We start from the raw sequence: 12286 nt of genomic DNA, 5'->3' as shown, positions 1-12286 counted from the left end.
GCGCTGATCGCGCCGCCTTCCGGTCGGGCCTTCGCCCCTCCCTCTCGGCAACGCGATCAGCGCAAATGAAGTGTCCGGGGTGTGTCAGTTTTGAATCGCTGCCCAACAAAAATCTGTATCAGTTTTGAATCGCCGTTGACAAGGGTCAGGTCGGTCGACAGCATGACCTTCTCGTAATCCTGTCCGTCGTAACGGCGCGTCTTGTCATTGATCAGGAAGCTGCCGATGTCGCCGATGACCTTCGCCGGGTCCGTCTTCACGCTTTCTTCCCATTCGCGCACGACCTCATCGGCCTTGAGCCAGGAGTCGCGAGCCCCGGCATACTGACTGTCGAGGGTGAGCAGCTGGCCTTTCTCAAGGTAATAAAGAATGTCCTTGTCCTTGGTGATCAGGCCGGGCTCATTGTTCTTGTCCAGTACGTTGACCGCTTGTTTAACTGAACCAGTCTTAACGAGCGAGACGGTCTCCTTCAACTCACCGTCGTATTGGCGCATCGGATTGCCGGCGCAGCCAGCGAGGATTGAAGCGGACAAAAGCGTCGCGGTTAGGATTTTTTGATTCATGGTGTCCGGAATCAGGTTAGGGAAAGGGGGGGGGCTCCATTCGGGATCAGAAGATGCATGGTGCCGAAACCGCACGATTTTATGGAATTGTTATCCATTATGGAAATGACGAAGGCGAATAGTGATGCTTTTGTCACTTTTGGCGTGGTTTGGATACAACGCCGAAACGTGTCAATGCCTCGCGCTTCTGAATGCCTCAAAAGCGAAAAAGCCGCCTGGGAAGGCGGCTTTTTCGCTGCGGGTGAGAGAAAAGCTAGTGGCCTCCCCGGCCCTTCTTGATGGTCTGCAACTGCGCGATCGATTTGGCGAGTTCCGCTTCGGCCGCTGCGTAATTGACGTCGGTTTGCTGCAGCTTGGCGGCTTCTTCGGCCTGTTGTTTGGCCTTGAGCGCTTCGGCTTCGTCCAGACTCTTGGCGCGAATCGCCGTGTCGGCGAGCAATGTAATCAGCGTGGGCTGAACTTCAAGGATGCCGCCCGACACATAAACGAGCTCGTATTCGTTGCGGTCGGGTATTTTTAGCCGGATGGCGCCCGGCTTGACGCGGGTCAGCAGTGGCGTGTGGCGCGGGTAAATGCCGAGTTCGCCGGCTTCACCGGGGAACACGGCAAATTCCGCCTCACCGGAGAAGATCAGTTCCTCGGCGCTGACGACATCAACATGAACTCTAAGTGGCATGTCCGTTCCTGATTAAAGCGTTTTGGCTTTCTCGAACACTTCCGCGATGCTGCCCACCATGTAGAAGGCCTGTTCCGGAATGCTGTCGCACTCGCCTTCGACGATCATCCGGAAGCCCTTGATGGTTTCGGCGAGCGGCACGTACTTGCCCGGCGTGCCGGTAAAGACTTCGGCGACGCTGAACGGCTGCGACAGGAAGCGCTGAATCTTGCGCGCGCGGTAGACGACCAGTTTGTCTTCGGGCGAGAGTTCGTCCATGCCGAGAATGGCGATGATGTCGCGCAGTTCCTTGTAGCGCTGCAGCGTCATTTGCACGGCGCGGGCGACCGAATAATGGTCTTCGCCGACGACCTGCGGATCGAGCTGGCGCGACGTCGAGTCGAGCGGATCGATTGCCGGGTAGATGCCCAGGGCGGCGATGTCGCGCGACAGAACGACGGTCGAGTCGAGGTGCAGGAAGGTGGTGGCCGGCGACGGGTCGGTCAAGTCATCGGCTGGCACATACACGGCTTGGATCGAGGTGATCGAACCGATTTTGGTCGAGGTGATGCGCTCCTGCAGGCGGCCCATTTCTTCGGCCAGCGTCGGCTGGTAACCCACGGCGGAAGGCATTCGGCCGAGCAGCGCGGAGACTTCGGTCCCGGCCAGCGTGTAGCGGTAGATGTTGTCGACGAAGAACAGAATGTCGCGGCCTTCGTCGCGGAAGCGCTCGGCCATGGTGAGTCCGGTCAGCGCGACGCGCAGGCGGTTGCCCGGCGGCTCGTTCATCTGGCCGAACACCATCGCCACCTTGTCGAGAACGTTCGACTCCTTCATCTCGTGGTAGAAGTCGTTGCCCTCGCGGGTGCGTTCGCCGACGCCGGCAAATACCGACAGACCGGCGTGCTGCTTGGCGATGTTGTTGATCAGTTCCATCATGTTGACGGTCTTGCCGACGCCAGCTCCGCCGAACAGGCCGACCTTGCCGCCCTTGGCGAACGGGCAGATCAGGTCGATGGCCTTGATGCCGGTTTCGAGTAGTTCCACCGACGGGGACAGTTCGTCGAACTTCGGTGCTACCTGGTGGATGGCTCGGCGCTCTTCCGTTCCAATCGGGCCGGCTTCGTCAATCGGACGGCCCAGCACGTTGACGATACGGCCGATGGTCGCTTCGCCGACCGGCACCGAAATCGGGGCGCCGGTATTGTTGACCGCCATGCCGCGCCGCAAGCCATCGGAGGAGCCCATGGCGATCGTGCGCACGATGCCGTCGCCCAACAGTTGCTGTACTTCGAACGTCAGATCGGCTTCACAGCCGTCGTGTTCCTCGGCTTTGTCGAGCAATAGTGCGTCGTAAACCCTGGGCATGGTGTCGCGCGGGAACTGGATATCCACCACGGCGCCAATACATTGAACAATCTTTCCTTGACTCATCGTCGTTTCCTCAATCAATACGGTTGGTTCGCGTGGTCAGACAGCTGCGGCGCCGCCGACAATTTCCGAAAGTTCCTTGGTGATCGTGGCCTGACGGGCCTTGTTGTAGATCAGCTTCAGTTCACCAATCACGTTCTTGGCGTTATCCGAAGCCGATTTCATGGCCACCATGCGCGCGCTTTGCTCGGACGCCATGTTTTCGGCGACCGACTGGTAGAGCACGGCTTCAACGTAGCGCAGCAGCAGATCATCGATGACCGATTTGGCGTCCGGTTCGTAGACGTAATCCCAGCGGTTGGCGGTGGTGCTTCCCACCAGATCGCCGGAAAGCGGCAGGAGCTGTTCGATGACCGGTTCCTGCTTCATGGTATTGATGAAGCGGGTGTAGGCGATGTACAGAACGTCGATCTCGCCGTTGAGGTAGGCATCGATCTGCACCTTTGCCGGGCCGATCAGTTTGTCCATGCGCGGCGTGTCACCGAGTCCGCTTCCGCTCAGGTGCGAAACGATGGTCGCACCCGCCCGGGCCATGAAGCTGAAACCCTTGCTGCCGATGGCGGTGACCTGCAGCTTCTTGCCTTCGGCATCCCATTCCTTCATCCGGTTCAGGGCCAGACGCAGGATGTTGGTGTTGAGGCCGCCGCACAAGCCCTTGTCGGAGGTGACGACGATCAGACCCACCGATTTCTGCTCCGGACGGACTTCCATGAACGGGTGCGAGTAGTCGGTCAGGGCGTGCGAGAGGTTTCCCGCCACGCGCCGAATCTTGTCACCATAGGGACGCGCCGCACGCATCCGATCCTGCGCCTTGCGCATTTTCGATGCGGCCACCATCTCCATGGCCTTGGTGATCTTGCGCGTGCTTTCGACGCTCTTGATCTTGTTGCGAATTTCCTTGCCGCTCGCCATCTCGATCTCCCGGTCGCTCAGGCCTGCGTGGCCTTGAACTCCTCGATGGCCTTGGTGAGCGCCTGCTCAGTCTCGGCATCAAGATCCTTTTTAGCTTCGATCGTGTCGACGAGGCTGGCATGCTGTTGCTTGATGTAGGCGTGCATCTGTTTCTCGGTTTCGAGCGCCTTTTTCACTTCGACATCGTCGAACAGCCCTTTGTTGATCGCGTGCAGCGTGACGGCCATTTCGGCCACGGTCAGCGGCGAATACTGGGGCTGCTTCATGAGCTCGGTGACCAGACGCCCACGGTCAAGCTGTTTGCGCGTCGCTTCATCGAGGTCGGAAGCAAACTGGGCAAAGGCCGCCAGTTCGCGGTACTGGGCCAAGGCGAGACGAACGCCGCCGCCGAGCTTCTTGATGATCTTGGTTTGCGCCGCGCCACCGACGCGCGATACGGAAATACCGGCGTCGATAGCCGGGCGCACGCCGGAGTTGAACAGGTCGGTGTCGAGGAAGATCTGGCCGTCCGTGATCGAGATGACGTTGGTCGGAACGAAGGCGGAAACGTCGCCAGCCTGCGTTTCGATCACCGGCAGGGCGGTCAAGGAACCCGTCTTACCCTTCACTTCGCCGTTGGTGAACTTCTCTACATACTCTTCGTTCACGCGGGCGGCGCGTTCAAGCAGGCGCGAATGCAGGTAGAAGACGTCGCCCGGATAGGCTTCGCGACCCGGCGGACGGCGCAGCAGCAGCGACACCTGGCGATAGGCCCAGGCCTGTTTGGTCAGATCGTCATAAATGATCAGCGCATCCTGGCCGCGATCGCGGAAGTATTCGCCCATCGTGCAGCCGGCGTACGGGGCAATGTATTGCAGGGCGGCCGACTCGGCGGCCGTGGCGGCAACGATGATCGTGTATTCGAGCGCGCCGTGTTCTTCGAGCTTGCGCACGACGTTGGCGACGGTCGAGGCTTTTTGCCCGATCGCCACGTAGATACAGATGAGGTTCTTGCCCTTCTGGTTGATGATCGCGTCGACCGCGACCGCCGTCTTGCCGGTCTGCCGGTCGCCGATGATCAGTTCGCGCTGGCCGCGGCCGATCGGCACCATCGAATCGATCGACTTGAGGCCGGTCTGCACCGGCTGCGAAACGGACTTGCGCCAGATGACACCCGGCGCCACTTTTTCGATCTTGTCGGTCAGCTTGGCGTTGATCGGGCCGTTGCCGTCGATCGGCTGGCCGAGCGAGTTGACGACGCGGCCGAGCAGTTCCGGCCCGACCGGGACTTCGAGAATGCGGCCAGTGGCCTTGACCGTGTCGCCTTCGACGATGTGGCCATATTCGCCGAGCACGACGGCGCCGACCGAGTCGCGCTCAAGGTTCAGCGCCATGCCGAAGGTGCCGCCCGGGAATTCGAGCATTTCGCCCTGCATGACATCGACCAGACCGTAGATGCGGCAGATGCCGTCAGTGACCGAAACGACCGTTCCTTGCGTGCGGTTCTCGGCGCCGACGTCCAGTTTCTGAATCTTGTTCTTGATCAGTTCGCTGATCTCGGAAGGATTCAACAGCATTTATTTCTCCTAATTCTTGAGCGCCGCGGCCATTGCATCGAGTTTGCTGCGCACGGAAATGTCGATCACGCGGTCGGTGAACGACACCTTGATCCCGCCAATCAGTTCAGGATCCACCTCGATGGTGGGCTGGAGCTTGTGGCCGAAATGCGATTCGAGCTGGGCCAGCAGGTCGTCAAGTTGCTTTTGTTCGAGCGGAAAGGCGGTCGCGATGACCACGCGCCTGACACCTTCTTCGATGCGCTTCAGGCGCTCATAGACCTTCAGCATTTCCGGCAGGGAGTCGAAACGCTCATTCTCGGCCAGCAAGGAGATGAACGTGGCGAGTTCCTTGTCGTCCGGCTCGTCGGTCAATGAAAGAAACAGTTCAGCAAGCTGGCTGGCTGAAATTCCCGGATTGCCAAGAAGTCCTGCAATCTCCTTGTCCTCCGCAATCAGCGCCAGCCGCTGCAGACGCTTTTGCCAGAGCTCCTGCGTCTGGTTCTCCTGCGCGAGGCGGAAGAGCGCCTGCGCATAGGGTCGGGCGGTGGTGATGAAGTCGGACATAAGCGTTACAGGTCCTGTTTGATCGTTGCCAGCAGATCGGCATGAACCTTGGCATCGATTTCGCGGCGCAGAATTCTTTCCGCGCCGGCTACCGCCAGCTCGGCCACGCGTTCGCGCAAGGCTTCCTTGGCGCGCATGGCTTCGTGCTCGATGTCGACCTTCGCTTCGGCGATCACCTTTTCGGCTTCGATCCGCGCCTGTGCCTTGGCTTCATCGATGATTTGATGTGCCCGCTTTTCGGCCTGCAGGACGATTTCGGATGCCTTGGTCTTGCCATCGCGCAGTACGTCCGCCGAACGCTTGGAGGCCAGATCGAGGTCTTGCCTGCCGCGCTCGGCTGCAGCAAGACCTTCGGCAATTTTGGCGGCCCGCTCGTCGAGTGCCTTCATGATGGGTGGCCACACGAATTTCATCGTGAACCACGCCAGAATGAAGAACACAACGAGCTGGGCAACCAGTGTTGAGTTCAGATTCACGGTTATCTTCCCTCTGCGTGTGGGTGTACGAAATGCCAGTCAGCGATTAGCCAGCGACAAACGGGTTGGCGAAGGCGAACATCATGGCGATACCGACACCGATCAGGAAGGCCGCGTCGATCAGACCGGCCAGCATGAACATTTTCGTTTGCAGCTCATTCATCAGCTCAGGCTGGCGTGCGGAGGCTTCGATGTACTTGCCACCCATCAGTGCGATACCGATACATGCCCCAATAGCCCCGAGGCCGATGATCAGACCGCAAGCGAGCGCAACATTGCCGAGAACAGTTTCCATAACCACTCCTTAAATTGAATTGCTACTACCAGTTGAACCAGTTGAAAAAAACGAACTACAAAGCGTGAAATCGAATAAATCGGTTTAGTGCCCTTCGTGCGCCTGGCCGATATAGACCAGCGTCAGCATCATGAAAATGAAGGCCTGCAAGGTGACGATGAAGATGTGGAAAAGCGCCCAGCCCGTGCCGGCGACGACGTGGCCGATCCACAGCAACGGGCCGGCCAGCGCGGAGCCGCCGAAAGCGGCCCCCATCAGGGCGATCAGCAGGAAGACGAGTTCGCCGGCGTACATGTTGCCGAACAGCCGCATGCCGTGCGAGACGGTCTTGGCGATGAACTCGATGACCTGCATCAGGAAATTCGGCAGATAGAGCAACGGGTGGTTGCCGAACGGTGCAGTGAACAGCTCATGCACCCAGCCGCCGAAGCCCTTGACCTTGACGTTGTACCAGAAGCAGAGCAGCAATACGCCAAGCGACATGCCGAGCGTGCCGTTGAGGTCGGCGGTTGGCACAACGCGCAGGAAGGCGTGCGGATTGCCGGTGATTTTCTGCCAGATCATCGGCAGCAGATCGACGGGCAGGAAGTCCATCGAGTTCATCAGGAAGACCCAGACGAAGACCGTCAGCGCCAAGGGGGCGACGTAACGCCGGGATTGTTCGCTGTGAACAATCGACTTGGCCTGGTTGGCGACCATTTCGAGCAGGATTTCGAGGGCGGCCTGGGCGCGTCCGGGAACGCCGGAGGTGGCCCCTCGGGCGATGCGCCACATGAAATACAAGCCGACGATGCCGGTCAGGATCGAGAAAAATATCGTGTCCACGTTGAGGACACTGAAATCCACAATCGATGATTGCGCATGCCCGGTCGTGTTCAACTGGGTCAGATGGTGCACGACGTATTCGCCGGCGTTTGGAGCGTTTGTTGCTGCCTCGTGACCTGTAGCCATATTCAAGATTTTTTCAAGAAAGCCAGAAATCCCGCTTGCAAAGCAAGCCCCAGGCCGATCAGCATGGAAGGCCAATGCAGATCGGCAAAATTCTTACCCACCAGATAAAGCAGCGAAACTGTCGCAACAATCTTGATGATTTCACCAAGAAAAAAATTCAGGGGATAAGACGCCCCCGGGCGAGTGTTGATCGATCTCAGGCGCAGCGCGAATAGTCCATTGGGAAGAACGCAGCACATTCCACCTACTATCGCCGAGATCGCGCCGGGCGCTCCTTTAAGGAGTCCGGCCACTGCCGCTGCAATTATTGTTGCAACAACTTGAAACAGAATAGCTCTGAGCATTTAGGCACCGCAATGAAAAAAAATTCAGCAGGAAGGGCTGATTGTGTGTTTTTTGCCAATTTTTATAAAGTCATCGTTTTTTGCATTGCGCTACGCAATAAATGAATTTTCAGGCCGCAATTCGCACCCCTCTGTTTTGGTCGCGCCGTATTTGCCCGCGATATGTCAATGGGTTGTTGGCGGCCGGGCGGAAAAAAGCCCGGCGACATTCCTGTTGCCGGGCCTTGGGGAATGGTGTGATCCGAGCGGTCAGCGGAAGCGCTGGAGAATGCCTTCCAGTTGATCGAGATTGCCGAATTCGATCGCGATCTTGCCCGATCCGCGCTTGTTCGTCCGGATTTCAACCGTAGCGCCCAGCAAGTCTGACAACTCTTCCTGCAGGCGAAGAACGTCGCGGTCAGGTTTTTTCGCTTCCTGTGGTTTCGGCGGCTTCAAGGCTTGCTGGGCCAGGCGTTCGGCTTCGCGTACCGAGAGCCCCTTGTCGGCGATGTGCTGGGCCAGCTGAACCTGCAGCGGCACGGCGAGCGGCAGCAGGGCGCGGGCGTGGCCCATGTCGATGGCGCCGCGCATCAGGAGTTCCTGCACCGGCGGGGCCAATTGCAGCAGGCGCAGCAGGTTGGAGGCAGCCGGACGCGAGCGCCCGACGGCATCGGCGGCTTGCTGGTGCGTCATCGAGAATTCGTCGATCAGACGTTGCAGCCCTTGGGCCTCTTCCAGCGGATTGAGGTTTTCGCGCTGGATGTTTTCGATCAGCGCCATGGCGAGCGCCGATTCGTCGGGAATCTCGCGGATCAGGGCGGGCACTTCGGTCAGGCCGGTCATTTGCGCAGCCCGCCAGCGGCGTTCGCCGGCGATGATTTCGTAGCGGTCCTCGCCCAGGCCGTCTCCCAAGGGGCGTACGAGGACGGGTTGCATCAGCCCCTGGGCGCGAATCGATGCCGCCAGTTCCTCAAGCGAGCCGAGGTCCATCTGCGTGCGCGGCTGATATTTGCCCGGTTGCAGGCTAGTCACCGACAGGCTGCGCTGCTGATCCTTGTTCTGCGAATCGTTGCCGGCCAGCAGGGCGTCGAGGCCGCGGCCAAGCCCTTTGAGTTTTTTCATGCCGGCACTCCCTGCTCGGCGGCTGGGCGAACAACGCCGTCACGGCGGTCGAGAATCTCCTGCGCCAGCGCCGAATAGGCTTGCGCGCCCCGCGACTGGCGGTCGAAGGCAATGACCGGCTTGCCGTAGGATGGGGCTTCGGCCAGGCGCACGTTGCGCGGGATCATTGTGCGATAGACCTTGCTGCCAAAGTGCTCGATCAGTTCGGCCGACACTTGCTGTGTCAGCGTCGAGCGCGGGTCGAACATGGTGCGCAGCAAGCCTTCGATTTCGAGCTCGCGGTTGAGGTGGGCGCGCACTTTCTTCAGCGTGGCGACGAGATCGGTCAGCCCCTCCAGCGCGTAGTACTCGCATTGCATCGGAATCATGACCGCCTGCGCGGCAACCAGTCCGTTGACGGTCAGCATGTTCAGCGCCGGCGGGCAATCCATCAGGATGAAATCGTAGTCGCCGAGCACCGGCGCCAGCGCGTCGCGCAGCCGGTATTCGCGGCCTTCGATGCCGACCAGGTCGACCTCGGCGCCGGCCAGTTCGCGGTTGGCGGGCAGGATGTCGAAGCCGAAATCGGTGCGGATGCGCGCGTCGTTGAGCGTCGAGCGGCCGATCAGGATCTGGTAGACGGTGGGCAGCGCTTCGCGCTTGAGCACGCCGCAGCCGGTCGTGGCATTGCCCTGCGGATCGAGGTCGATCATCAGCACGCGCTGGCCGAGCGCCGCCAGACATGCCGACAGATTGACGGCCGTCGTCGTCTTGCCGACGCCGCCCTTCTGGTTCGTTACCGCGAGTATTTTCGTCAACTCAACTCTCCGTGGTTTCTTCTGCACCGGCTTTTTTCAGGACGACGAGATGGCGCTCGCCGTCGACGCCCGGCACGGCCAGCGCGTGCACCGCCTCGACTTGCACATCGGCTGGCAGGCGCGCAATTTCGTCATGCGGCCAGACGCCCTTCATCGCCAGCCAGACGCCATCCGCCGCCAGCAAATGATGCGACAGCGTGACAAAATCGGACAATTCCGAAAAGGCGCGCGAGGTGATCGCGGCAAAGCCGACGGCGGGCTGGTACTGCTCGACCCGCCCGCTATGGACGCTGACATTCTTCAAGCCGAGCTCGATGGCCGCCTGCTGCAGAAAGGCCGTCTTCTTCGAATTGCTGTCGATGAGCGTGACCTTGAGTTCCGGCCGGACAATCGCCAGCGGAATCCCCGGCATGCCGCCGCCGCTGCCGACGTCGAGCAGGCTGCCCGTCGGGACGTAAGGCAGGATGGCCAGCGAGTCGAGCAGATGGTGGCTGACGGCCTTTTCCTGTTCGCGCATCGCCGTGAGGCTGAAGGTCTTGTTCCACTTGTAGAGCAGCGCCACGTAGGCGAGCAGTTTTTCCTTGGCCTCTGCCGGCAAATTCACGCCCATGGCGGCTAGCCCCTGATCGAGTTGTTCGGCTTGCGTCATGGGTTGCCAGGCGCCGCTTCGAGCGCTTTACGCTTGAGATGAACGAGCAGGATCGAAATCGCCGCCGGCGTCATGCCCTGAATGCGCGATGCCTGGCCGATCGTTTCCGGCTGGTGATGGCTGAGCTTTTGCCGGATTTCGTTCGACAGGCCGCTGATCTGGCTGTAGTCCATCGACTCGGGCAGACGTGTGTCCTCGTAGGCGCGGCTTTTTTCGACCTCTTCGAGCTGGCGGTCGATGTAGCCCTGATATTTGGCCTGAATCTCGATCTGCTCGACGACGAGCGGGTCGGTTATGGCAACGTTGGCGGTCTCCTCGCCAACCTGCAATGTCGTCAGGCTGGCGTAGCTCACGCCCGGCCGGCGCAGCAGGTCGTACAGCGAGTACTCGCGCTCGATCGGCTTGCCGAGCACGCGCGTCACGTCGTCCATGTTGACCTTGGCCGGATGAACCCAGGTCGATTTCAGTCGCTCCTGCTCGCGGGCGATCGCTTCGCGCTTCTCGCAGAAAGCCGCCCAACGGGTGTCGCCGACGAGGCCGATCTGGCGGCCCTGCTCGGTCAGGCGCATGTCGGCGTTGTCCTCGCGCAGACTCAGGCGGTATTCGGCGCGGCTCGTGAACATCCGGTACGGCTCGGAGACGCCGCGCGTGATCAGGTCATCGACCATGACGCCGATGTAGGCCTCGTCGCGGCGTGGCGACCAGGCTTCCTTGCCTTGCACCTGTAGCGCGGCGTTGGCGCCGGCGAGCAGGCCCTGCGCGGCGGCTTCTTCATAACCTGTGGTGCCGTTGATCTGGCCTGCGAAGAACAGGCCTTTGAGCGCCTTGCTTTCGAGCGAGGCGTGCAGGCCGGTCGGGTCGAGGTAGTCGTATTCGATGGCGTAGCCGGGGCGCAGGATGTGGCAGTTTTCCAGTCCCTTCATCGAGCGCACGATGCCAAGCTGAACGTCGAACGGCAGACTTGTTGAGATGCCGTTCGGGTAGATTTCGTGCGTCGTCAGGCCTTCCGGTTCGAGGAAGACGTTGTGGCTGTTTTTTGCCGCGAAACGGTGAATCTTGTCTTCGATCGACGGGCAGTAGCGAGGCCCGACGCCTTCGATGACGCCGGTGTACATCGGCGAACGGTCGAGGTTGTTGCGGATCAGTTCGTGCGTGCGCTCGTTTGTGTTCGTCACCCAGCACGGCAACTGGCGCGGATGCTGGCTGGCGTGGCCGAGGAAGGAGAACACTGGCAGCGGGTCATCGGAATGCTGCTCTTCGAGTACGGAAAAATCGATCGTCTTGCCGTCGAGGCGTGCTGGTGTTCCCGTTTTCAGGCGGCCGATCGGCAGACCAAGATCGCGCAGACGTGCGGCCAGCGCGACCGACGGCATGTCACCCATGCGGCCGCCGGTCGATTGCGACAGGCCGACGTGAATCTTGCCGTTCAGGAACGTACCGGCAGTCAGCACGACGGCGCCGGCCGAAAAGCGGATGCCATGCTGCGCGACGGCGCCGACGACGCGGTCGCCATCGACGATCAGGTCATCGCAGGGCAGCGCGAACAGCGTGAGATTCGGCTGGTTCTCAAGCCGGGTGCGGATCGCCTGCCGGTAGAGCACGCGGTCGGCCTGCGCGCGTGTTGCACGCACCGCCGGCCCCTTGGAGGAATTGAGGATGCGGAACTGGATGCCGGCCTCGTCGGTTGCAGCGGCCATTGCGCCGTCCAGCGCATCGACCTCCTTGACCAGATGCCCCTTGCCGATGCCGCCGATCGATGGGTTGCAGCTCATCGCGCCGAGCGTGTCGAGGTTGTGCGTGAGCAGCAGCGTTTTCGCGCCCATGCGCGCGCTGGCAAGTGCGGCTTCGGTACCGGCATGGCCGCCACCGACGACGATGACGTCAAAACGGTCGGGATACTGCATGGGGTTGGGGTCTCGTACGGAGGTGCTGAAGGGATGCGGATTCTACGCCAATTCCATGAAAAATAACATGTTTCAAGCCGCTTTGGCGGCTTTGTGGCGGGCGTTG

The 12286-nt window shown here is 60.5% G+C and carries 14 protein-coding genes; all 14 read right to left on the bottom strand.

What is annotated here, in order from left to right:
• Nucleotides 1–56: 56 nt before the first annotated feature.
• The 14 genes from GH659_RS13690 to mnmG all read right to left on the bottom strand — a co-directional run bounded on the left by GH659_RS13690 (nucleotide 57) and on the right by mnmG (nucleotide 12180).
• Nucleotides 57–563, bottom strand: a complete 507-nt coding sequence (locus GH659_RS13690; protein ID WP_153111999.1) for a COG3014 family protein — start codon at nucleotides 561–563, stop codon at nucleotides 57–59.
• A gap of 253 nt (nucleotides 564–816) precedes the next feature.
• Complete coding sequence (locus GH659_RS13685) at nucleotides 817–1239, bottom strand: F0F1 ATP synthase subunit epsilon (RefSeq protein ID WP_153111998.1); 423 nt, start codon at nucleotides 1237–1239, stop codon at nucleotides 817–819.
• Between the two features lie 12 nt (nucleotides 1240–1251).
• Nucleotides 1252–2652 (bottom strand): F0F1 ATP synthase subunit beta, encoded by a 1401-nt coding sequence (atpD, locus tag GH659_RS13680; RefSeq protein WP_153111997.1) that lies wholly within the window; start codon nucleotides 2650–2652, stop codon nucleotides 1252–1254.
• Nucleotides 2653–2688: 36 nt separating this feature from the next.
• Nucleotides 2689–3561, bottom strand: a complete 873-nt coding sequence (atpG, locus tag GH659_RS13675; RefSeq protein ID WP_153111996.1) for a F0F1 ATP synthase subunit gamma — start codon at nucleotides 3559–3561, stop codon at nucleotides 2689–2691.
• A 17-nt stretch (nucleotides 3562–3578) separates the two neighbouring features.
• Nucleotides 3579–5117: a F0F1 ATP synthase subunit alpha gene (gene atpA, locus GH659_RS13670; RefSeq protein WP_153111995.1), complete on the bottom strand. Its 1539-nt coding sequence runs from the start codon at nucleotides 5115–5117 to the stop codon at nucleotides 3579–3581.
• A gap of 9 nt (nucleotides 5118–5126) precedes the next feature.
• Nucleotides 5127–5663: a F0F1 ATP synthase subunit delta gene (locus GH659_RS13665; RefSeq protein WP_153111994.1), complete on the bottom strand. Its 537-nt coding sequence runs from the start codon at nucleotides 5661–5663 to the stop codon at nucleotides 5127–5129.
• A 5-nt stretch (nucleotides 5664–5668) separates the two neighbouring features.
• Nucleotides 5669–6139 (bottom strand): F0F1 ATP synthase subunit B, encoded by a 471-nt coding sequence (locus GH659_RS13660; protein WP_153111993.1) that lies wholly within the window; start codon nucleotides 6137–6139, stop codon nucleotides 5669–5671.
• Nucleotides 6140–6185: 46 nt separating this feature from the next.
• Nucleotides 6186–6434, bottom strand: a complete 249-nt coding sequence (gene atpE, locus GH659_RS13655; protein ID WP_153111992.1) for a F0F1 ATP synthase subunit C — start codon at nucleotides 6432–6434, stop codon at nucleotides 6186–6188.
• Nucleotides 6435–6518: 84 nt separating this feature from the next.
• A complete protein-coding gene (gene atpB, locus GH659_RS13650; protein ID WP_153111991.1) occupies nucleotides 6519–7385 on the bottom strand; it encodes a F0F1 ATP synthase subunit A in 867 nt (288 codons plus the stop codon).
• A gap of 2 nt (nucleotides 7386–7387) precedes the next feature.
• Nucleotides 7388–7729, bottom strand: a complete 342-nt coding sequence (locus GH659_RS13645; protein WP_153111990.1) for an ATP synthase subunit I — start codon at nucleotides 7727–7729, stop codon at nucleotides 7388–7390.
• Nucleotides 7730–7978: 249 nt separating this feature from the next.
• Nucleotides 7979–8830, bottom strand: a complete 852-nt coding sequence (locus GH659_RS13640; protein ID WP_153111989.1) for a ParB/RepB/Spo0J family partition protein — start codon at nucleotides 8828–8830, stop codon at nucleotides 7979–7981.
• Nucleotides 8827–9627: a ParA family protein gene (locus tag GH659_RS13635; protein ID WP_153111988.1), complete on the bottom strand. Its 801-nt coding sequence runs from the start codon at nucleotides 9625–9627 to the stop codon at nucleotides 8827–8829. Before GH659_RS13635 ends, GH659_RS13640 begins: the two co-directional genes overlap by 4 nt.
• Before the next feature lies 1 nt (nucleotide 9628).
• A complete protein-coding gene (rsmG, locus tag GH659_RS13630; RefSeq protein ID WP_153111987.1) occupies nucleotides 9629–10276 on the bottom strand; it encodes a 16S rRNA (guanine(527)-N(7))-methyltransferase RsmG in 648 nt (215 codons plus the stop codon).
• Nucleotides 10273–12180 carry a tRNA uridine-5-carboxymethylaminomethyl(34) synthesis enzyme MnmG gene (gene mnmG, locus GH659_RS13625; RefSeq protein WP_153111986.1) on the bottom strand — a complete coding sequence of 636 codons (1908 nt, stop codon included), beginning with the start codon at nucleotides 12178–12180 and terminating at the stop codon, nucleotides 10273–10275. Before mnmG ends, rsmG begins: the two co-directional genes overlap by 4 nt.
• Nucleotides 12181–12286: the final 106 nt, after the last annotated feature.

The organism is Propionivibrio limicola (assembly GCF_009469695.1).
Taxonomy (GTDB): Bacteria; Pseudomonadota; Gammaproteobacteria; order Burkholderiales; family Rhodocyclaceae; genus Propionivibrio; species Propionivibrio limicola.
The sequence above is the reverse complement of the archived record's forward strand: the minus strand, read 5'-3'. Positions and strand labels throughout refer to the sequence as shown.